At 62.2% G+C, this 19639-nt stretch carries 16 protein-coding genes and 15 tRNA genes; 8 read left to right on the top strand and 23 right to left on the bottom strand.

What is annotated here, in order from left to right; all coding sequences use genetic code 11:
* Positions 1-28: 28 nt before the first annotated feature.
* Positions 29-199: a hypothetical protein gene (locus tag LZC95_26935; GenBank protein ID WXA90083.1), complete on the bottom strand. Its 171-nt coding sequence runs from the start codon at positions 197-199 to the stop codon at positions 29-31.
* A 157-nt stretch (positions 200-356) separates the two neighbouring features.
* Positions 357-749, bottom strand: a complete 393-nt coding sequence (locus tag LZC95_26930; GenBank protein ID WXA90082.1) for a hypothetical protein — start codon at positions 747-749, stop codon at positions 357-359.
* Between the two features lie 319 nt (positions 750-1068).
* On the opposite strand from LZC95_26930, the gene LZC95_26925 reads away from it, so the two are divergent.
* Positions 1069-1233, top strand: coding sequence for a hypothetical protein (locus LZC95_26925; GenBank protein ID WXA90081.1), 165 nt, complete (start codon positions 1069-1071; stop codon positions 1231-1233).
* Between the two features lie 402 nt (positions 1234-1635).
* Here LZC95_26925 and LZC95_26920 read toward each other — a convergent pair whose 3' ends face one another.
* The 6 genes from LZC95_26920 to LZC95_26895 all read right to left on the bottom strand — a co-directional run bounded on the left by LZC95_26920 (position 1636) and on the right by LZC95_26895 (position 5384).
* A complete protein-coding gene (locus LZC95_26920) occupies positions 1636-4212 on the bottom strand; it encodes a protein kinase (protein ID WXA90080.1) in 2577 nt (858 codons plus the stop codon).
* Between the two features lie 586 nt (positions 4213-4798).
* Positions 4799-4888 (bottom strand) — tRNA-OTHER (locus LZC95_26915).
* A 92-nt stretch (positions 4889-4980) separates the two neighbouring features.
* Positions 4981-5057, bottom strand: a tRNA-Pro gene (locus LZC95_26910).
* A gap of 62 nt (positions 5058-5119) precedes the next feature.
* Positions 5120-5197: transfer RNA gene (locus LZC95_26905), tRNA-Leu, on the bottom strand.
* A 1-nt stretch (position 5198) separates the two neighbouring features.
* Positions 5199-5274, bottom strand: a tRNA-Val gene (locus LZC95_26900).
* A 3-nt stretch (positions 5275-5277) separates the two neighbouring features.
* Positions 5278-5384 (bottom strand) — tRNA-Gln (locus tag LZC95_26895).
* A gap of 92 nt (positions 5385-5476) precedes the next feature.
* On the opposite strand from LZC95_26895, the gene LZC95_26890 reads away from it, so the two are divergent.
* Positions 5477-6919, top strand: a complete 1443-nt coding sequence (locus LZC95_26890) for a TolC family protein (protein WXA90079.1) — start codon at positions 5477-5479, stop codon at positions 6917-6919.
* Between the two features lie 250 nt (positions 6920-7169).
* Here LZC95_26890 and LZC95_26885 read toward each other — a convergent pair.
* The 10 genes from LZC95_26885 to LZC95_26840 all read right to left on the bottom strand — a co-directional run bounded on the left by LZC95_26885 (position 7170) and on the right by LZC95_26840 (position 8336).
* Positions 7170-7240 (bottom strand) — tRNA-Gly (locus LZC95_26885).
* 34 nt (positions 7241-7274) lie between these two features.
* Positions 7275-7345: transfer RNA gene (locus LZC95_26880), tRNA-Ala, on the bottom strand.
* A 1-nt stretch (position 7346) separates the two neighbouring features.
* A tRNA-OTHER gene (locus tag LZC95_26875) sits at positions 7347-7417 on the bottom strand.
* Between the two features lie 67 nt (positions 7418-7484).
* Positions 7485-7556: transfer RNA gene (locus LZC95_26870), tRNA-Asp, on the bottom strand.
* An 83-nt stretch (positions 7557-7639) separates the two neighbouring features.
* Positions 7640-7712, bottom strand: a tRNA-Glu gene (locus LZC95_26865).
* A 23-nt stretch (positions 7713-7735) separates the two neighbouring features.
* Positions 7736-7807 (bottom strand) — tRNA-Thr (locus LZC95_26860).
* 2 nt (positions 7808-7809) lie between these two features.
* Positions 7810-7884 (bottom strand) — tRNA-Asn (locus LZC95_26855).
* A gap of 199 nt (positions 7885-8083) precedes the next feature.
* Positions 8084-8157, bottom strand: a tRNA-Gln gene (locus LZC95_26850).
* Positions 8158-8161: 4 nt separating this feature from the next.
* Positions 8162-8236: transfer RNA gene (locus tag LZC95_26845), tRNA-Lys, on the bottom strand.
* A 28-nt stretch (positions 8237-8264) separates the two neighbouring features.
* Positions 8265-8336, bottom strand: a tRNA-Lys gene (locus tag LZC95_26840).
* A gap of 241 nt (positions 8337-8577) precedes the next feature.
* Here LZC95_26840 and LZC95_26835 point away from each other — a divergent pair.
* Entirely contained in the window at positions 8578-8829 is a 252-nt protein-coding gene (locus LZC95_26835) for a hypothetical protein (protein ID WXA90078.1), read from the top strand.
* An 808-nt stretch (positions 8830-9637) separates the two neighbouring features.
* Here the strand turns inward: LZC95_26835 and LZC95_26830 are convergent.
* A complete protein-coding gene (locus LZC95_26830) occupies positions 9638-10570 on the bottom strand; it encodes a LysR family transcriptional regulator (GenBank protein WXA90077.1) in 933 nt (310 codons plus the stop codon).
* 79 nt (positions 10571-10649) lie between these two features.
* On the opposite strand from LZC95_26830, the gene LZC95_26825 reads away from it, so the two are divergent.
* On the top strand, positions 10650-11720 hold the full coding sequence (locus LZC95_26825; GenBank protein ID WXA90076.1) for an aldo/keto reductase: 1071 nt from the start codon (positions 10650-10652) through the stop codon (positions 11718-11720).
* Positions 11721-11829: 109 nt separating this feature from the next.
* A complete protein-coding gene (locus tag LZC95_26820) occupies positions 11830-13449 on the top strand; it encodes a GMC family oxidoreductase N-terminal domain-containing protein (protein WXA90075.1) in 1620 nt (539 codons plus the stop codon).
* Between the two features lie 461 nt (positions 13450-13910).
* Here the strand turns inward: LZC95_26820 and LZC95_26815 are convergent, their stop codons facing one another.
* Positions 13911-14429 (bottom strand): lipocalin-like domain-containing protein, encoded by a 519-nt coding sequence (locus LZC95_26815; protein WXA90074.1) that lies wholly within the window; start codon positions 14427-14429, stop codon positions 13911-13913.
* Positions 14426-15124 (bottom strand): SDR family oxidoreductase, encoded by a 699-nt coding sequence (locus LZC95_26810; GenBank protein WXA90073.1) that lies wholly within the window; start codon positions 15122-15124, stop codon positions 14426-14428. Before LZC95_26810 ends, LZC95_26815 begins: the two co-directional genes overlap by 4 nt.
* Before the next feature lie 149 nt (positions 15125-15273).
* Between LZC95_26810 and LZC95_26805 the strand changes: the two genes are divergently transcribed.
* Positions 15274-15858: a CGNR zinc finger domain-containing protein gene (locus LZC95_26805; protein ID WXA90072.1), complete on the top strand. Its 585-nt coding sequence runs from the start codon at positions 15274-15276 to the stop codon at positions 15856-15858.
* 407 nt (positions 15859-16265) lie between these two features.
* On the opposite strand, the gene LZC95_26800 is transcribed toward LZC95_26805, so the two are convergent.
* Positions 16266-17174, bottom strand: a complete 909-nt coding sequence (locus LZC95_26800) for an aminoglycoside phosphotransferase family protein (GenBank protein ID WXA90071.1) — start codon at positions 17172-17174, stop codon at positions 16266-16268.
* 228 nt (positions 17175-17402) lie between these two features.
* Between LZC95_26800 and LZC95_26795 the strand changes: the two genes are divergently transcribed.
* On the top strand, positions 17403-18230 hold the full coding sequence (locus LZC95_26795) for a GDSL-type esterase/lipase family protein (GenBank protein WXA90070.1): 828 nt from the start codon (positions 17403-17405) through the stop codon (positions 18228-18230).
* Entirely contained in the window at positions 18227-19120 is an 894-nt protein-coding gene (locus tag LZC95_26790) for an SDR family oxidoreductase (protein ID WXA90069.1), read from the top strand. The genes LZC95_26795 and LZC95_26790 overlap by 4 nt, the downstream gene beginning before the upstream one ends.
* On the opposite strand, the gene LZC95_26785 is transcribed toward LZC95_26790, so the two are convergent.
* Positions 19044-19598 (bottom strand): TetR/AcrR family transcriptional regulator, encoded by a 555-nt coding sequence (locus LZC95_26785; protein WXA90068.1) that lies wholly within the window; start codon positions 19596-19598, stop codon positions 19044-19046. The two genes, LZC95_26790 and LZC95_26785, sit on opposite strands and share 77 nt — an antisense overlap.
* Positions 19599-19639 lie beyond the last annotated feature (41 nt).

Here is a 19639-nt window from a genome sequence, read left to right as displayed (position 1 = left end):
GGGGCCGGCGGCCTTCAAAGGCGTGGAATCAGTTGGCCGCGTCCGGCGAGCACAGCATCGCGGTGACATTTTCGACACTGTTCGGTTCGAGATTCGCCGAGGCGATTGTCCAATCACTTAAAGTGTCGTGGCGCGTCTTTCGTAGATCCGTCCAGAGGGAAAAGATGCGCGCTCGAGTTTCGAAGAAGAACGTCTTCATTGGCGCCATGGATCCATCGGTCATAGTGCCCGCTCGCATCGAAAGCCCCGCGATCGCGGCGAGCCTGCCCGAGCGACTCAATTTTGCGGAGTGGCAAGAGAGTTCGGTGAGGAGCCGCTGCTGCTCCTCACCGACGAGACCTCACATCGCGACCGCGCTACGGGCCCGTGTATTCGAGCGATTGGATCCTGTTGTCCCAGCCGAACGCGCTCAATTGGGGCACCTCTTTCGGCCCCTTGAGTCCGAGGTATCCACCCTTGCAGTCTTTGTTGTCGTAAAACCTGAAGTTGCCGCTGACAATTTTCAACGATGAGGGGTGTTCTTGGTCCCTATCCACATTGAAGCAGCGCGGCTTGATACCCGTTCTCACGAGATAGCCGTAAAATGGTTCCCGATACAGCCAAAACTCGCCATCCGCTTGCGTGGTCAGTCCGTCCGAGGTGACGTTCGTCGTCTCTTCTTGTTCGGCCGTATCGGTGCTGCAACCGGAAACCATCATCGCAAACATGATCCCGAGGGCCGCGCCGAGCGCTTGCTTCTTGGCTTTCATGTATATTCTCCTTATTCGAAATTGCGCCTACGTGAATCCATAGGCGAAGACTGATTTGAATGTTTGTTAATGAAACATTATTGAACGAAAATCAATGTCAATTATCAAAAGGACATGCGAATTGTTCGCGCGGTATGGCGAACACGGGCGCGAACAATGGACGATGCGCGCCGTCCGCGACACTCTTGGTCCGGCCGGAGTCTCGTATTTGAGTTGGGAAACTTCCTATCTTGTATGGAATAGGAGCCCTATTCGGACCTGCTCTCGATTTCCTCGTGCTCGAGGCCCGAATCTGCCATTAAAGACCGAGGTTGATTGTTTGAATATTGCACGCATCGACGATGCGATGCGTTCGGTCGCAGGGTTTCTTGACACTGTCGTCTCCTATCAAGAGTACATGATTTATCAACGACGTGAGGAAGAGCAGGCAAATCGGGCCTTGTATGGTCAGTATGAGGAATTGCTGTCTGAAGAATATCGCTGATGCCAAACGCGGCAAGAAGAGGAGGTTCTTGAACGTTCGAAGCCGAGCAGCAAGATCGCTGAGGAGTTCGAGCTCCTCTTCGCGTCCGTAGCTTTGCGAGCACCCGCATTCGGCGATGCTCCAACTTGGCATGTGAAGCTATTCTCGGTTTTTCGAGAGAGCGGTTACGGGGTTTCTGCCCGGGCTCTAGGGGTCCCTATGGGTTTGAAAAGAAGATGGTTGGGATTCGGTAGGACGTAAATCGCTCCGTACTGGTGCTGAACGAGTGCGAGGCTGCCATCGTTTCAAATACTGTGACCCCATCGATAGCCCGGCCGAACGGATGTATTCGTCAAGTCTGGATGCCGTCTTCATTGGCTCGTTCAGGCGCTTACTCAAGTAACGACGCTACCCACTAATGTGTCACTTGCAGCCCAGGGCGTGGCTCCGACGTTCCGCTTCGCGGGCGGTGACCGATCGCGGTGTCGCGTGGCCCCATCGATCGAGGACGGCGCGGTATGCGGAGCACGCGGCGTCGGTATCGCCGAGCTTCTCTTTGGCCATGCCCAGCCACAGGTGCGCGCGCGTCTTGAGGAAGGGGTAGTCGAAACCCTGGCAGGCGTGCGCGCCGCGCTCGAGAAAGGGCATCGCGTGCGCAATGTCACCAGCCTGTAAGTAGATATGCCCAGCGTACGCATCAAGGACGCCGACCCGCCACGACACGTGATAGTGCCGCGCGCCCTCGCTCGGGCTCCCCGAAGGCGCCTCGGCCAGGACTTCGCGTGGATCGATGGGCGCATCCATCATGGGGCCCCATTTCAGGCCCCACCGCTCGAAGGCGTCGAGGAAACCTTCGTTCGAGCGCTCCCACGCGCTTACTGCTTTGTGCCACTCGGCCAATTTGTCGCGTTGCCCTCTGAACTTGGCGCCGAGGAGCCATCCTTCGGCGGGGGCCTCCGGCAGCGAGCGCGTCGAGTCCGGGGGCCACGCCCCTTTGCGCAGGAGCGCTTGCGTGGCGACGCGCGCTGCGCCGGCGGCGTCGCCCGATTCGGAGAGAGAGCCGGACGCGATAATCGCCGCGGCCCAATGCGATCCGCGCGATGCGGAGCTCGCAACATGGCGTTCGAGTTCCTGCGCTGTGTCGATGGCAGCATCGAATTGCCCGGCCCACGCCTCGAGCTGCGCGCGCTCGAGCAGGCGCGTCTCGTCGCGGCCTTCCACGGGCAAGCGGTCGTTACGCATAACCAGGACTTGCTCGATGGTCTCCTTTGGTGCGCCCGTCGCGGCGAGCGCCTCGGCCAGCGCGCGGTAGATACCCGATTGCTCCGGGTCCCATGAGGAGGCGCGCCGCAATTCGGCAACAGCGTCCTCGCATTGGCCCGCGAGGCTCATGGCAAAGGAGCGGACCTGCATGCAGTCGACCGAGCCCGGCGACACCGCGATGCATTGGTCGAGCATCGCACGCGACTCGTCGTCGCGGTCGAGGCGTTCGAGGATGCGGCTCTGCGTCTGCCATGCGTCGGAGTACGATGGATCGATCTCGGCCGCCTTGCGCGCGTCCTCGAGTGCGTCCTCGAGCTCGGCGCGGCTGCGCGCGATGGTCATTTTTTCGCTCGCCAACATCTGTCGGAGCTCGGCGTCCATCGGATAGCGGTTCACCGCTTCTTGGAAGACTCGGAGCGTGTCCTCGAGCCGGGGCACGTCGCCCGTGAGGAGCAGCTCGAATGCTTGGACGACCATGCGATCGCGATCGCTGAGTCCATCGCGGAGACGCAAGGTTTCGCGCAGGTAACGGCGGCGGGTCGAGAGCGAGGTGCTCTGCTCCCAGGCGGTCGAAATGCGCCGGAGTTGGACTTGTGGACACGCACCATCGAGCTCCGCGGCGCGGCGGAAATCGACTTTTGCCTCCGACCAACGGCCATCGTGCATCCCCTGCAGACCTTGTTGGTAAAGGGCGACGGCACGTGGGTCGCAGGACGGCGACGCGGGGAGTGAGGTGAGGGAGGTGGGCGCAGGCGATGGAGCGACTTGCAACGGGACCGCCGCCGCCGAATCGGTCGCGCGCCGCCAAGGGCGAAGCGTGATGCCGATGGCCAGCACCAGCACCGCGAAAGCGCTGGCGCCAATCCACAGCGGCCGCCGCGCGGTGGTAAGCGGCGGCGCATCGATTTTGAGTGCAAGGGGCTGCGGGGGCTCGAGGCGGCCCGATGCCTGCGTCTCACCGAGAAGCTCCGAGCCGATCTGCGCAAGGGAACGCTTGACGTCGGACGCCGAGGCCGGCCGGTTTTCGCGCTCGCGCGCGAGCAGCCGAGCGACCAAGTCATCGAGTTGGGGCGGGACGCCCGGGCGAAGCTCGCTGAGACGCGGTGGCTTATGCAGGAGAAGCATCGACAGCACGGTCGCCGGATCGGGGCCGTCGAAAACCTCGCGGTTGGCGAGGCAGCGAAAGAGTACGCAGCCGAGCGAAAAGAGATCGGCACGCCCGTCGACGTCTTCGGCACCGCGTGCTTGCTCTGGCGCCATGTACCCCACCGTGCCGAGCACCGTGCCCGAGGTGGTGTCGTGCTCTGCAAAGGGCGCGCGCACAATGCCGAAGTCGAGCAGCTTGGCGCGACAGAGGTCTCCGTTGACGAGCAAGATGTTGCTCGGCTTCACGTCGCGGTGCACGATGCCGATGGCGTGCGCCGCTGCGAGCGCCCCCGCGACGCGCTCGCCCAACGCGACGACCTTGCCCAGGTCGAGATACTCGCTCTGCTTTGCGGCGCGCTCGAGGCGCTCGCGCAAGCTCTCGCCCTCGAGCCACTCGAGTGCCAAGTACGGCGCGCCGTCCTCCGACACTCCGTGGGCGAGATAGCGGACAATGCCCGGGTGGTCGAGTTTGCCGAGGGCATCGGCTTCTATGGCGAAGCGACGCAGCGCCGATGCACCCGTTTTGTGAAGCACCTTGAGCGCGACGGTGCGCTCGGCCGTGCAATCGTAGGCCCGTAGGACCACCCCCATACCACCGCGTCCGGCTTCTTTCTCGACGATAAAGCGACCGGCGAAACGCGCATGCGGGTCGGAGCTTCGATTCCCAGGTACGTGATCACGTGACCCGTTCACGGGCCTCAAGTTGTATCGTCTCAATGCCGAGCCGGCAAGGATGCGCCCGGACACAAGCTGCGCGATGTTCGCATGACTCCGACGACAATGCCGGCGCACTGCTTGGCTGCCGGGCGCTCGCTGCCCTCGTCCCGCTGGAGCACCGCGGGCACGTTGCGCGGCGGAGCAAACTCGCTGATAGCAATTACATCCAGTTCTCCTGTCAGGAAAGTCATCGACAAGAATCGAGCGCCGACCATCGGCCATCGGCATCGTCGTGCATTCAATGGCGCGCTCGGATGTACTAGCGGGCGCCAATCACGGCGGAAGTCGGATGACTCGAACACCATGCCCCGAAGAGCACGCACCGGGTAGCGGCCGGGCTCGCGACCATTCGCGATTCGACTTCCGTGGCGGAAAGCAGAGGAGTCGCACCCCACGCCGCTCATCGCAGCGCGCACCGTGTTCGAAACGGGCTCGATCCTTGATCGATTTACCTTCCATGTGGCGGAGAGACGTGGAGTCGAACCACGCGTGCTTGAAACACGCCATCGGTTTTCAAGGCCGCGCCGAGCGCCGGCTCGATTGACTCTCCGTGGCGGAAGGGAGAGGACTCAAACCTCACGCCGCGAGTGCAGCGCGCATCGCCTTCCAAGCGAGCTTCGTCCCCGACGAATTCCCCTTCCATGGTCTGGGCAGCAAGACTCGAACTTGCACCACCTCGGTTCCGGACCGAGTGCTCTAGCCAATTGAGCTACACCCAGATGATGTCCGCGCGCCGGAAACTTTCTCAGCCTGCTGCTATACCAATTCCGCCACGGTGAGATGGTGTCGACGGTCCGATTCGAACGGACACTGCACGCGTTCTAAGCGCGTTGCCTCCTGCCAATTGGGCTACGTCGGCATGGTGCGGGGCGCGAAAATCGAACTCGCCACCTCCTGCTTGTCGAGCAGGCACGATCGCCAGATCGCTTTCCCCGCGCATGGTCTGAGTGGCAGGAATCGAGCCGAAGGCCCACGGAGGCCGAAGGCCGGAGTGCACCTTCATAACGCGATTCAAAGTCGCGGGTCCTGCCATTGGACGACCCCGGATCGTTGTCGCTGCGGACGGAGGAATACCGCCTTGGTGTTCGTTGTGGATGTGTGGAATGGGATGGACATAGCGCTTGTTATCGCGGGCGACATGACTTCCTTTAGACGCATCCAACGCTTCATCGCACAGCGCTCGTTCACGCGCGATCTGACACCGTCGCCATGGTTCGCGGCGATACCAGCGAGCATCGCGCTCGTCGTTCTCGTGCTCACCTTAACGCGGTCGGCGTGTGCTGACGGCTCGAAGCTTCGTCCCTACTCGCTCGGCGAATGCCTCCGTCTTGCCGACCACAACCATCCGGCGATCGATGCGGCTCGCGCTCGGCTCGCGTCGATGCGTGCGCAACTCGACGAGGCTCGCGCCGCGCCATGGTCGTTCGTCAATTTGACGAGCCGATTCGGCGTCGTTCCGAATCGTCCAAAGGATAAAAAGCCCGAGGAAGCAACGACTTTCGCAGATGGCATCGGGCCCTTCCTGCAAGTCGGAGTCAATGCGACGGTGCCGCTTTATACCTTTGGCAAGATAGCGTCGGCCAAGCGCGCCGCCGAGGCCCAAATCCGGCTTGGAGAATGGGACGTCGAGAAAGAGAAACTTCAGGTTCACACCGACGTGCGTCGCGCGTTCTTCGGTGTTGCGCTCGCGCGGGACATGCTCCACCTCGCGTCGGATGCGCTCACCAAACTCGACGAGGCGATCGGTTCGATCGCCTCGAAGCTCGAGTCCGGCGATACCTCCGTCGAGAATACCGATCGCCTGCGCCTCGAAGTTAGTCGCGACGAGCTGCTCGCGCGCGTCGCCGAGGCGAAGCGCGGCGAGACCGCCGCCCTCGCCGCGCTTCGTTTTTACACCGGGGTGCAGAGCGGGTTCGATGTCCCAGACGAGCCGCTCAAGCCACCGCCAACGCCGCTCGGCCCGGTGGTTCGGTATCTCGTAGCCGCGCGCCTCAATAGGCCCGACGTTAACCGAGCGCGTGCAGGTGCGGTCGCGCGTGATGCACAAGTCGGTATCGCACGCGCAAACTTATTTCCGAACATTGGGCTCGGAATGCTCTTCGACTACGCGGTCGCGCCGAAGGTCGAAAGCGCGCAAAGCGGTGGCGGCCTCAATCCGAGCGCCGCCGCGAATCACGTCCAATTCGGAGCCGCCTTCGGTCTCGACTGGTCGCTCGATTTCGCGACGAAGGCTGCGCGCCTCGAGCAAGCGAAGTCCAACCTCGCCGAGGCGTACGCTCTCGAACGCCTCGCCCTCGGCGGCGTCGCGAGCGAGGTCGAAGTGGCCCACGCCGCTGCGGTGGAGGCGAACGAGCGCGCCGAAAGGTGGGAGCGCGCCGTCCACCGTGCGAAAGGTTGGATAGTCCAAGTGGAGAACGCGATGGACCTCGGGACCAAGGACGAGCGTGCGCTTGTCGAGCCGCTCCGGATCCTCGTAAGCGCACGGGCGAATTACAATCAGGCTTTGATGGACCAGAACATGACGCGCGCGGAGCTCGCGCGGGTGAGCGGCATCGACGATGTCGAGTCAGCAGCGCCGTGAGCGTGCTCTGCGTAGTCACCGGCGAATGAAGGCGGGGCGCGGAGACCTGACTTGCACCCGTGCCCTCCTGCCTATGAAACAGGCGAGCTGCGTCTGCTCCACTCCGCAGAAAAGCCCCGCAAGGAGCGAAAAGAGACGATGGTCCTTCCGTTGGACGAATGAGGCATGGAGAGCCGAGAGGGAGTCGCGCCCTCGCGCGCCGGGTTGCGGCCGGCGATCCTCGCTCGAGAATCGGCTCGAAAAGAAACAGAGCGGACAGCGGGAATCGAACCCGCATCGGCAGCTTGGAAGGCTGCGGTCCTACCATTGAACGATGTCCGCGATCCCCTGGCGCGCTGCGCGCGCATCAGGGTTGTGGAGCTGGGGAGACTCGAACTCCCATCACCCGGGTGCAAACCGGGCACTCTGCCTTTGAGCTACGGCCCCGCAGGTCGGGACGGAATCGAACCGCCTCTCCGAGATTTGGAATCTCGGCTGGCCACCTTGGCTCTCCGACCTAAGAACGGCGACAAAATCGTGAAGAGGTTCATTCTTGCCAGATGTACTCCTCACGGCATTCGCCGAGCGCCCCGTACGGGAGTCGAACCCGTCTCACTCCGTAGACAGCGGAGCTGCGACACCGGTCGCATCACGAGGCAAGATAATCGATCGCGTCCCCCGCAGGAGTCGAGCCGGAGGCGCAATCGGCCGCTATCACGCGACCAGCTCACAGCCCGCGAGCACCCTCGGTGGGATTCGAACCCGACATTCTCCGGTTGAAGGCCGGAGCTCCTGACCTTTAGACGACGAGGGCATAGGACCCGCTTGCGCGGGCGGAGCCCTCGTCCGGAATCGAACCGGAACCTCCCGAGTACGAAACGGGTGCTCGACCGATCGAGCTACGAGGGCATTGGCTCCAGCGGAGAGAATCGAACTCCCATATGTCCGGTTAACAGCCGGGTGCCTTGCCATTAGGCGACGCTGGAATGAGCGCGACACCGCGGGCCGTTGACATCGGCGTGGACTTCGACCATGCCGACGACCACCGGCGCGGTGGTGTCGCGTTTTTGATTGGCGCCAAGTTTTCAAGGAACAGAGCCCTTGTGGGCACACGTCACCCTCCGCCGCGCTCGTTCCGAACGCGGATCTCCTGCGACGAAGGAAAGCTCTCGCTGTCGAAAGCATTGGTTTCGGGTGCAGGATTCGACCTGCGTTTCCGCGTTCAGAGCGCGGCGTCCTGCCAGCTAGACGATCCCGAATCGATGGTGGGCCCGGAGGGATTCGAACCCTCGCTTCACCGGGTAAGAGCCGGGTGCGCTCCCATTACGCTACGGACCCATGCTCGCCGTCGCACGCGACGACGAAGTGGGACGCAAGGGAGTCGAACCCTCATCTCTCGGCTTAAAAGGCCGGCCCTCTACCATTGAGATAACGTCCCTCAGATTTTCTGCTTCCGCATGTGTTTCATCTCGTTCTCCGTTCTCCAAATGCGTTGAAGGCCACCGAGGATCGTTCCTCGGCGGCCTTCATGGCTGCGCGCAGAACGTCCTGACTCCAGCTACCGATCGAGCTTCTCCCGACTCGACGCAGGCCCGCAAACTGGGCGCACGTCTCCCGTCATCTTCGCGGGAGCGAAGAACGGATTCTTCGGTTGAAAGCATCGATACATGGATTGATTCATGAACCAACTATCGCGTTTGATTCTGCGTTTGTTCTCCTCGAACGTCGTGGTTTCGGACGCGGGCAGGGGCCCGCTCTTTCTGCTGGAACTGGACTGGCACATCGTCGCAACACGCCCGAGCGCCACCGCGACGGTGGTGTCGAAGTGCCTGCTCGGAGCCTTCAGCACGCCGTTCACGCCCGCGCTTGCGGGGGTACAAACGCCGAAGGCCGCCTGGGTTTCCCTAGGCGGCCTTCCGAGAGTGCGCTGAAACGACTCTGGAATTTCCGCCTAGGGATCGACCTCCGGGTTCGCAAACAGGATCGCGGCGCAATCCTGGAGGAGACCGATCTGGCTCTTTTTGCCTTCGAGCGGCCGCATGACGCTATAGGCGCACCCCTGCCACGTCGCCTTGGGCGACAAGCTGGCAGATGATTGATGGGGGCGTCGGGTCATCATGGCGGTTCGAAGGGCTGCGGGTTAGCTGAGCGTTCTTTCTCGGTACGGAAGAATAGACGCGACGAGCGCGACTACCATTCAGATGTTTCGTTCTTATGAGCCTCATTTTGAAAGCGGTCAAGAATAAATCGGACGCTCAAACAAAAAAGATCGCGTCCGGGTTGGTCGCGCGTAGAGACGTCAATCGTACTTCTGGGTGCGAAGCGAACCTCTTTCGTCAGGCAGGACGGCAGCGCTCTACTGACCGTGCAGTGTTCGAGGACTCGGGATCGGTGCACGCATCGAGGCGCTCGGCCATCAGCTGATGAGTTGAGCTCGTGCGCCGCGAAGAGCTTTACGATACGCGCGGAGACCCGCAACATTCCGCAAGCTTCTGGCGCGGTGTCGTGTCGAGTCTCAATCGCTGGCCCCATTCCAGAACCTCCCATGCTCACAACGCGCAACGGTAGGAACATTGCGTGGCATCCCATCGCCTCCGCCTCCAGATGACGCCGTCCGCAGAGCTGCCCAACAACGGGGAGGCTTTCGCGCGGCACATTGCTGTTTCGATTGCGTCGCGCATGGAGCGAACGCGCTATCGAGCGCGAGCCCAAGCCAAGCAGTGCTTTCCATTTCGATGCTCACGCCTCGCGATGCAAGTTCCTCCGGCTGGTAGGTACTGATGCGTTTTCGCGAAGAAATTCGACGAACGCGCGCAGTGGGGGCGACATATGGCTCCGGCTCGGATAATAGAGGTAAAAGCCTGGCAGCGATCGTGACCACGCTTCGAGGACGCGCACGAGCTTTCCCTTTTCGACCCAGGGCCGCACGTGGTCGTCGAACAAATAGGCGAGCCCCACACCATCGAGGGCGGCTCGGAACATGACCTCCATGTCGTTGACGCTCAAGGGGCCTTCTACGGCGATCTCCACTCTTCGCTTTCCGCGTTCGAGCTCCCATCGATACAAGCTGCCGTTCGTGGTCCAGCGCCAATTGATGCAGCGATGCTTCATGAGATCGCGTGGCGTCTTCGGGATGCCGTGGCGGGCCAGGTACTTCGGTGATGCGACCACGGCTGTCTTGATGGGGTCGCTCAATTTGATGGCCACCATGTCCTTCGCGAGCTGCTCGGCGAAGCGAATGCCCGCATCGAAGCGCTCCGCGACGATATCGATCATGGCTTCCTGGACGACGATGTCGAGCTCGATGTCCGGATATTTCTCGTGAAATGGGCCCACGAGCGGGCCCAAAAGGCGGACCGCGGCGGTGCGTGGCGTATTGATGCGAAGGCTGCCCGCGACCCGGTCCCGTGACGTATTCACCTCGGCAACGGCGGCATCGAGCTCGTTCATCACCGGCGTGATGCGGGCGAGCAGACGTGCGCCGGCGTCGCTCGGGGCGACGCTCCGCGTGGTGCGGTTGAGGAGGCGCACGCCGAGGCGCTCTTCGAGTCCCCGAATGATCTGGCTCAGCGCCGAGGGCGAGATCCTCAACTGGGCCGCCGCCCGGACGAAACTGCCTTGCGCAGCGACGGTGGCAAAAGCGGTCAGCTCGGCATATTCACTTCCACGCATTCTATATCTCCAGCTAAACAGGCCCGTTCAATTATACGATATTATCTAAAGAGCCGGTGAGCTCCATCTTCGGTGCACCATGAACGATGCACTCTCCCTTCGCACCTATCGTCTTTTGGGCCGATCCGGTCTTCGCATCTCGCCGCTCGCGCTCGGCGGCATGACCTTCGGCACCGACTGGGGCTGGGGCTCCGATGCCCACGAAACGCGGCGCATTTTCGACACCTACGTCGACCGCGGCGGCAATTTCATCGATACCGCGAACTTCTACACCAATGGTACGTCGGAAAAGCTCGTCGGTGAGCTTGCGCGTAACCGGCGCGATCGCCTCGTCATCGCCACGAAGTACACGCTCGCCATGCGAGAGGGCGATCCCAACTCGGGCGGAAACCATCGCAAGAGCATGATTCGCGCAGTGGAAGCGAGCCTCCAGCGGCTGGCGACCGACTATATCGACTTGCTCTACTTGCATATCTGGGATGGGACCACTCCGGTGGACGAAATCTTGCGTGCAATGGACGATCTCGTTCGCGCGGGCAAGGTCCTTTACGTCGGTCTCTCCGACACGCCCGCATGGCAAGCCGCGCGCATGCAGGCCATTGCCGATCTGCGGGGTTGGACGCCGCTGGTTGCGTTGCAGATTCAGTACAGCTTGGCCGAGCGGACCGTCGAACGCGATCTGCTGCCCATGGCGCGGGAGATGGGGCTCGGTGTCACGCCTTGGGCCGCGCTGGCGAGCGGCGTGCTCACGGGCAAATATACGAAGGCGGATTTGGCACTCGACCCCGCGCAAGGCAACGCGAGCGGCACGCGCAAGAAGGTGATCTCCGTGACCGGTCGCCTCACCGAGCGCAATCTGGAGATCGCGGAGGTGGTGAAGTCGGTGGCCGTCGAAATGGGTAGAACGCCTGCGCAAATTGCCCTTGCGTGGACGCTGCTCCACCCCGCGGTGAGTGCCCCCGTTCTCGGTGCACGCACCTTGGAGCAACTGGAGGACAATCTCGGCGCCCTCGACGTCCAGTGGAACGAGGCACACCTCGCTCGCCTGGACGCTGCCAGTGCGATAGAACCGGGCTTCCCTCACGATTTTCTGCGCACGCCCATGACGCGCCAGGCGATCTCCGGCGGCACACACATTTCGCCGCGCTGATACGGATACCATCATCCCTGCGTCGCGATAATGCAGATGCCTTCAAGCAAGGCGCGAACTTTGGGGCCGCGCGGATCTCCGCGCGCAGCCTTTCACTCGGGAGAAAGCCATGACATCGATCAACAGCTCTTCTCAGGATCAAGATTTTGCCGAACGGGCAAATGCCAATCAGGCTTCGCTTAGGGCGGCTTTGAAGACTCACTATGACTTCATCGTATGCGGGGCAGGCTCTTCGGGCTCCGTCATTGCAAGGCGCCTTGCAGAGAATCCATCCGTGCAGGTGCTGTTGCTCGAGGCCGGCGGGGACGAAGACGTTCCGGAGGTCACGAACCCAGCGCTCTGGCCGACCAACCTGAGAAGCGACCGCGATTGGGCTTTTCAAGCGGCCCCAAATCCACACCTGAATGGCCGGAGCATTCTTCTATCGATGGGGAAGGTGCTCGGTGGCGGCTCGAGCATCAATGCGATGGTTTGGGCGAGAGGGCACAAATCAGATTGGGATTTCTTCGCCACGGAGGCGAAGGACCCGGCATGGGGATACGAGAACGTTCTCGCCATCTACCGCAATATCGAAGACTGGAAAGGCCCGCCGGACCCTGAGTACCGCGGAACGGGTGGGCCCATGTTCATCCAGTCGTCACCGAACCCTAGCCCCATTGCATCGGCTATGCTCGAAGCGGCCCAAGAGCTCGGAATCCCGAGTTTTCCGAATCCGAATGGTCGCATGATGGAGGGCGATGGGGGATGCGCCTACTCCGACTCCTCGACCCGCGATGGTAAGCGCCATTCTGTTTTTCGTGCCTATACATATCCCTATATGGACCGCCCCAACCTGACGGTGCTGACCCATACCGTGGTAACCCGTCTCCTCCTCGAGCAACAGCAGGTTACCGGGGTTGAAATCATGCGTGACGGGCAAACGTCGACCCTTCGCGCGACGTCGGAGGTCATTCTGTCGTTGGGAGCGATTCACACGCCGAAGGTGCTAATGTGCTCGGGAATTGGCGATCAAGATGAGCTGCGTCAATTTTCCATCCCCGTGCTGCAACACTTACCCGGCGTGGGAAGGAACCTGCAAGACCACGTAACCTTCGGTTGCATTTGGGAATACAAATACCCGATCAGCCCCCGCAACACCGGTAGTGAAGCGACCATGTATTGGAAAAGTCATCCAACCTTGGATGCGCCGGATCTCATGTTTTGCCAAGCCGAATTTCCCACGCGCAGCCCGGCCACTCCTGTGCTCGACCTGCCCAACGGCGGCTGGTCGATGTTCGGCGGCCTTGCGCGGCCCAAGAGCCGCGGGCGCGTTCGTTTGAGTTCGTCCAACCCCCTGGATCCGGTGAGGCTCGAGGCCAACACCCTTGCCCACACCGACGATATCAAGGTGGCTCTGGTGTGCGCCGAAATGGCACGCGCCATAGGCAATGCGCGGGCGTTCATGCCCTTCGTCGAGCGCGAAGTCCTGCCAGGTGGCAAAAGCAAGAGTCAATTGGAGTACTACATTCGCGATAGCGCCGTCTCTTATTGGCACCTGACCTGTACCGCAAAAATGGGCCATGACGCGCTTTCGGTGGTGGACGGCTCGCTGAAGGTGCACGGCATTCGCAATCTTCGCATCGCCGATGGCTCGATCATGCCACGCGTCACGACCGGGAATACGATGGCACCTTGTGTCATTATCGGCGAGCGCGCTTCGCAAATTCTGAAAAAGGAACACTGCATTTGAGTCGGTTCTTTTCTCCCGAATAGAAGGTGCCTCGTCGAGTTAAGGTCAATGTGTTCGATGTGGCCGCGGGAATACCAACTACCACTCGCTTCTCCCATTCCGGCTTTTTGCTCGGCCAGTGGCGTTCGTGTAGGATCATTCGATCCACTCAAACGACCGCTAGCCGTCTTCGCTAGGTGCTGGCTGCGAGACCTCCCATATGAAATTTCCGGTATGATCTCGGTCGACGAAATAATTGTGATTCTTGCTCTGAATTGCATCGACCGCCGCGTGAAGATGCGTGACGATCTGTACTTCTCAAGAAGAAGCCTCGGAAATATGTCCAACTTTCGGAGCTCCTTCACCGCCGCCAACTCCGCCTCGGACTCGGTACCATCCAATTTGTCGATGAGCTTCTGCGCGTCCTTGTTCATGGCACCGGCCGTAGAATAACCCCAGCGTTAGGATCATTTCCAGGCCAGCTAAACGGCCAGGCGGCGCCAAATCGATATGGGCACGGCTCCGTCCGGTCGCGGCGGAACCTCCCAACTCAGCACATTGTCGCGCAAAACGAAGGAACGTGTCTGTACCTGGCCGCGCCAGTTCGGAAAAGACGAATCCTCGATCGCGAAACGCAGCGTTTTTGCTGCCCAGTCAACGGCAAGCGAGCCGAAATGCGTGCTCGATCCCACGACGGCCGCGCGCATTTCGGCGTCGGTGCCGCCGGCCTTGTCTTTGGCTACGAAATTCGATCTATCGGTGCTGAATATCTGCAAGGCGTATCGGCCGGCTTCGTCGATCATCAGCCGGCCGTCCGGCGCTGCGCCATAATCGTGAACCACTGAGCCATCCGGCATTCGGCGATCGGCAGCGACGAGCGTCCACGTGCCGGCAAGCGATGATGTGACCGACCGTGCCGCCATTGCGCCCGCGACGGCGGCCGGCACGGTCGCCGCAAACGCGATAAGTGTGCGGCGCCGGAATAGGGGGTGCTCGCTCACAATAGACCTCCGCCATCGACATCGACGACCGCGCCCGTGACGAATGGATTGGTCATTACGAACAGATAGGCCGAGGCCAGTTCCTCCGGCGTGGCAACCCGCTTGACGGGCAGCGCGGCGGAAACACGTTCCAGTGTTTCGAGACGCTTCGCCGAACCCGGTTCTCCCCATTGCGACGTATCGGTCACGCCCGGGCTGATGACATTCACGCGGCGCGGCGCCAGTTCCTTGGCGAGATGCTTTCCGGCCGCATCCACCGCGGCATTGACCGAGCCCTTGAGGACGCTGCCAACACCATATTTGCGCGACACCTGCCCGGAGGTGAGGGTGATCGACGCCGAGGGATCGAGATAGGGCAGGGCCAAGCGAACCGCGTGCAGGGCGCCGAACAACTTGGCGGCAAAGCTCTGCTGCAGATGATCGCTCGTCAGCGTCGCGAGCGGCGGCGCGCCCTGACGGGACCAGGCCGTGTAGGCGATATGATGGATTCGTCCGATTTGCGCGAAAGCCGCTTCCATCGACGCCGCATCCGTCACGTCGGCCACGATCGCTCGCGTTCCCTCGGGCGCATGCGCCGATCGGCTGAGCACATAGGTGCGAGCGCCGGCTTTCGCGGCGAGTTCCCCAACTGCGCAGCCGATTCCGGTGCTGCCGCCAACGACAACCACGCTCTGTCCTTCCAGTGATCCGCTCACGAAGACCTCCTCTGGCCGCAAGGGAAGCGGCTGATCATATGCCCACTTGGTAACCTGTATGTGGGGTTACGTTGCCACGCGCCACGTAACCTGTCAAACTGGTTTCATCTTCAATGGCACGCCCCGGAAAAGAGTTGTTCATTCGTCCTGTGAGAATTTCGGCGTCAAATCAGGAGGAAACGCGCGATGGCTTCCGCTTTCGCGGCGGGCATGCCGCGCTCGACCTCACGGCCACGCTGACGGGCCGGCTCAAGCCGACCCAGCGCGATCTCCTCACGCGGCCGGAGGATGTCATCCGCTGGCTGCAGGCCGCCGGGTTCGAGTGCGCGGCGACCGCGCCGGACGATGATCTTTTGGGCATGGCGCGGCGGTTACGGGAGGCGATCTATGCGCTAGCTATGGGATGCGTCGCAGGACAGGTGCGACCTGCGAGCGCACGCGCAACTCTCAACGACATTGCGCGACTGCCTGCGGCAGCTCCCGAGATCGGCGCCGATGGCAGTGCACGATTGCGCGGCGACGCCAGTGCGTTGCTGACCTTTGTCGCGCGTGAAGCCGTCCTCCTATTGGGCGGTGAAGTGGCCGATCGGGTGCGCCAATGCGAGGGCGATGGATGCGCGATTCTCTTCTTCGACACATCGCGATCGGGCGATCGCCGCTGGTGCTCGATGACGGCATGCGGCAACCGGCACAAGGTCGCCGCGTTTCGCCAGCGCAAGGAAAAATCGCAATAGTCTGTCGCGCCAATACTCCACCACGAGCCGGGAGGGAGATTGTGCAGTGTCATACCCCGCCGGAATGAACCGAACCGCTTGGCGCGGAGTTATCGGAGTTGCCGAAATTCGCGAAGGCACGTGCAGGCAAGGGCAAAACAGTGTTGGCATGTGCGATCTTCTATCGGGCCTTTGACCTTCCAATGCAGGTTGTGACCTCTCTGGGCGCATGGACTGGCTTTGAAGTGGAATTCGGCAATCCCGGGAGGACAGCCGAGGACCTCGACACGGAATACGGTGAATTGATTCGTGCACATGCGCGACGACTGGTGCGAGAGTAGGTTCCGTGAAAGAGCGGCCCGGGTCTGGATCGTTGATTGCGCCTCGGCATCCGGCAGTGATATCGGTTCGCCATCGCGGGGGTGAGGCTACCAGTCGCGCGCAAAGTGGTGGACGGCGGCTCTCGCCCATCTGACGATCTCCGGCCATCGCGGTGTCTCCTCGGGGACGAAGAGAAAATGCTCCATTGCAGAGAGCACATGAAATCGCCCTACCTCCGCGAGGGTCGATGAGCGGCCACCGGACTCCATGAAGGCTTCGAGAGCGAACTCGGTGAATTCCAAGCCGAAGGACGGCAGATACTTGAAGTCTTCGAGCTGGTGCATGATCCCGGCGTCATCGAAGTCGAACAATCCGCCCAGCGCACCAGTTTGCGGCAGGACCGCAATGTTGTGGAGCTGCAAATCGCAGAGGCAGAGAGCTGGCTCATTGGGCAGTTCTGCGAACCAGCGGCGAAGCGGAGCAATGGCGATGTAAAGGTCACGTAGCTCGCGCTGCTCGGCCAGATACGCCGCGACCTGGTCGAGGAGGAATAGGTACGAATGGACAGCAAATCCAAGAGCCCTTGCTTCTTCGACAGGTATGGCGCGCTGCAATGCGCTGAGCGCATGTCCAAGGTCGCGCGCAAGACGTCGGCCCTTGGCGGTGAAAGGAAGATTCGGTTGGTAACGTGTCGCAGGGCCAACTTTGTCGTCGCGCCCGAACACGATGCGCTCGACCATATCGCCCGTAACGCCGGGTACCATTCGCCGCAGTTGCAATCGCGTTCTCTCGTCCTCGAGGACCACGGCGGGCAGCGCCACGCTCGTTCGCGCGGCGAGGCGATCGAGCAGTGCTCGCTCGCGGCGTAGGCGCTCCCATCCTTCGTCGTCATCGGCGGCGAAGGCGATGAACTCGTTTTGGAACGCGACCGCCCATCGCCACGAGCGCCACGAGATCTCTCCTGGTTGTCCGCACGATGCCAGAACGGCCGCCGCGATTTCTCGTTCACTACGCATGGTCACCTCGCTGGATGATCCACATGCGCGATTGTGGACGCAACTACGTGCCTTCTCGGGGGCCTAGTCGTGGCAAATGCCCCGCGGGTAGCCGCTGAATCTGAGCAACCCTTGCGAAGCGGCTTCGCTCGATCGCGATTTCTCCTGCTTGTGCAAGGCACGAACGCGAGCTGACGGAGCGGGCATTCACGACGTAGTTTTCAGCGTCGAAAAGGAAAGGCGGAACGCATGCAACTATCGGCCGAGCAAACGCGCTGGCTTCTCAAAGTCCTTCAACCGGAAAAGACCCTCGGCTCACTGCCGGGCGTGGCGGCCCTCTCGGAGACTGTCCGCGCGGCTCTTCTCGGGCTTCCTCCCGATGTATATGCCGCCGAGCACGCGCGAATGTTGGGGGGCGCCAAGGAAGCGGCGCGCAAGTTGGTCTCCGAGTCCGCCGTCAGCGCGATGATCGATCGCCTGCCCTTGAAAGAGGGCGCCCGGATCGTAGCGTTCGGCGACAGCCACACGTCGGACCCGCAGTCTTGGGCCGTGATCCTGAGCGAGCTTCTGACTGCGCGTAGCGCTTCGGTGGCGATCAACGCGGCCCCGGGTGACACGACGACGCACGGGCTGATTCGCATCGGCGAAGTCGTCGCGCAGCAGCCCGACTGGATCCTCTTTTTCATCGGGCTGAACGATGCGCGCACGCAAGGGCCAAAGCCGGCCAAGACGCTCGTCGATCACCAGGAGACCGTGCGGAATCTGCGCGAGCTGCACCAGCGCGCCTCGCTCGAGACGAAGGCGCGCTGCCTGTGGATCACGCCTGCGGCCGTGAATGAGGAGCGCATCTCGAACCACTGGGGCCTATCGCGCTTCGGTGTCCGCTTCCGCAACGAGGACGTCGCACGGGTAGCGGCCGCCGTTGGGGACCTCGACGCTCCGACGGTCGACCTGTTTTCGATTCTCGGTACGCCGCCCCCGCCCGAGCTGCTCATGGAGGACGGGCTCCACTTCACGCTCGCTGGTCAGAAGCGTCTCGCGTTCGAGATCATACGAGCCTGGAGCAACGTCTCGTGACGTGTCTCGTTACCGGAGCCACCGGGAACGTCGGCTCGCTCGTCACGCAGCGTCTGATCGATCGCGGAGACCGTCCCTGCGTGTTCGTGCGCGATCCGAAGAAGGCGCGAGACCTCTTCGGGGACCGGGTCGAGATCCGGGTTGGCGATCTTGCTGACATCTCGAGCGCGCTCTCTGGCATTCGCGAAATCTTTTTACTCAACAGTGGTCCCGATCTCGAGGTTCGAGATCGTGCTGCCGCGTTGGCCGCGAAGGCCGCGGGGGTGCGCCACTTGGTCAAGCTCTCGACGCTGGACGTGAGCACCGGGGTAGGCACCGGGCCCTGGCACGCCCGCGGAGAGCACGCCCTCCGCGAGAGCGGCGTCCGCTTCACGTTCATCCGTTCCTCGGCATTCATGTCCAACGCGCTGAGCTGGGCGCACACGATCAAGCGTGAGGGCGTCTTACGAACGTCAACGGGCAACGGCAAGATCGCTTTCATCCACCCGGCGGACATCGCCGATGTCGCGGTGAAGGCGTTGACCACGCGCGCTCACGACGGTGAAGCGCTGGTGATCACCGGCCCACAGGCTCTCAGCTACGGCGAGATGGCGTCGCGGATTGGCGCAGCGATCGGCAAGACCATCCGCTTCGAGCAGATCTCCGACGACGATGCACGGCCGAACTTCGATCGCGCTTATGCGGATGCTCTCGTCGACATCTGGCGGGCCATCCGGGAGGGCCGCCTAGCGACGGTAACCGACGGTGTCGAGCAGGTCCTCGGACGCAGGCCCGTCACCTTCGATCAATGGGCGGAAGAAAACGCGGGAGCCTTCAGGCGTTCCGGCACGACTCGAGGCAAGCGAGGACGGTCCGCACGGCCTCCTCCCTCGCTGACGCGGCCGAAATAGGGGAAGGCCGCTGCGAGATGCCGTGCACGAGCGCTTCGATCACGTTGGGGAGGACGAACAGCATCCGCTCCGACGATGTGACGCGCTCGAAGGTCGCCCGGAGTGCGCGGCGAAAACCCAACGGGCCTTCGGGTACCTGCTCGGAGACCAGCTCGTGGAGCTCGGGCTCCGCGGCATGGAGATCCGCCAGCCCTTCCACGAGCGTGCGAGTGAACCCGTCGAGAGACTTGGAGCGGCCGGCCATCGTGCGCTCGATCACACGGCGAACGTCCTCGACGTGGCGCTCATGCAGCGCGCTGAAGATGGCCTTCTTGTCCGGGAAGTATTGATAGAGCGAGCCGATGCTTACACCTGCTGCTTCAGCGATTCGGTTGGTGGTGACCGCGTCGACCCCCTCGCGCCGAATCACCCGCGAGACCGCGCCCAGCACCGCATGCACGGTCTGCCGGGACCGGCCCTGCCGAGGTTCCCGTCGCATCCTCTCCTGGCTCGTCGTTCTCATCCGCGCAATTTTCTAGC

The sequence above is a fragment of the Sorangiineae bacterium MSr12523 genome, from assembly GCA_037157775.1.
GTDB lineage: Bacteria > Myxococcota_A > Polyangia > Polyangiales > Polyangiaceae > Pendulispora > Pendulispora brunnea.
This window is presented reverse-complemented; position numbering and strand designations above follow the sequence as displayed.

Excerpts from the sequence above, each read along its gene's own strand:
- LZC95_26935 (WXA90083.1), bottom strand. The coding sequence starts at position 199 with ATGAAGACGTTCTTCTTCGAAACTCGAGCGCGCATCTTTTCCCTCTGG.
- LZC95_26930 (WXA90082.1), bottom strand. The coding sequence starts at position 749 with ATGAAAGCCAAGAAGCAAGCGCTCGGCGCGGCCCTCGGGATCATGTTT.
- LZC95_26920 (WXA90080.1), bottom strand. The coding sequence starts at position 4,212 with ATGGGGGTGGTCCTACGGGCCTACGATTGCACGGCCGAGCGCACCGTC.
- LZC95_26890 (WXA90079.1), top strand. The coding sequence starts at position 5,477 with ATGACTTCCTTTAGACGCATCCAACGCTTCATCGCACAGCGCTCGTTC.
- LZC95_26835 (WXA90078.1), top strand. The coding sequence starts at position 8,578 with ATGAACCAACTATCGCGTTTGATTCTGCGTTTGTTCTCCTCGAACGTC.
- LZC95_26830 (WXA90077.1), bottom strand. The coding sequence starts at position 10,570 with ATGCGTGGAAGTGAATATGCCGAGCTGACCGCTTTTGCCACCGTCGCT.
- LZC95_26825 (WXA90076.1), top strand. The coding sequence starts at position 10,650 with ATGAACGATGCACTCTCCCTTCGCACCTATCGTCTTTTGGGCCGATCC.
- LZC95_26820 (WXA90075.1), top strand. The coding sequence starts at position 11,830 with ATGACATCGATCAACAGCTCTTCTCAGGATCAAGATTTTGCCGAACGG.
- LZC95_26800 (WXA90071.1), bottom strand. The coding sequence starts at position 17,174 with ATGCGTAGTGAACGAGAAATCGCGGCGGCCGTTCTGGCATCGTGCGGA.
- LZC95_26795 (WXA90070.1), top strand. The coding sequence starts at position 17,403 with ATGCAACTATCGGCCGAGCAAACGCGCTGGCTTCTCAAAGTCCTTCAA.
- LZC95_26785 (WXA90068.1), bottom strand. The coding sequence starts at position 19,598 with ATGCGACGGGAACCTCGGCAGGGCCGGTCCCGGCAGACCGTGCATGCG.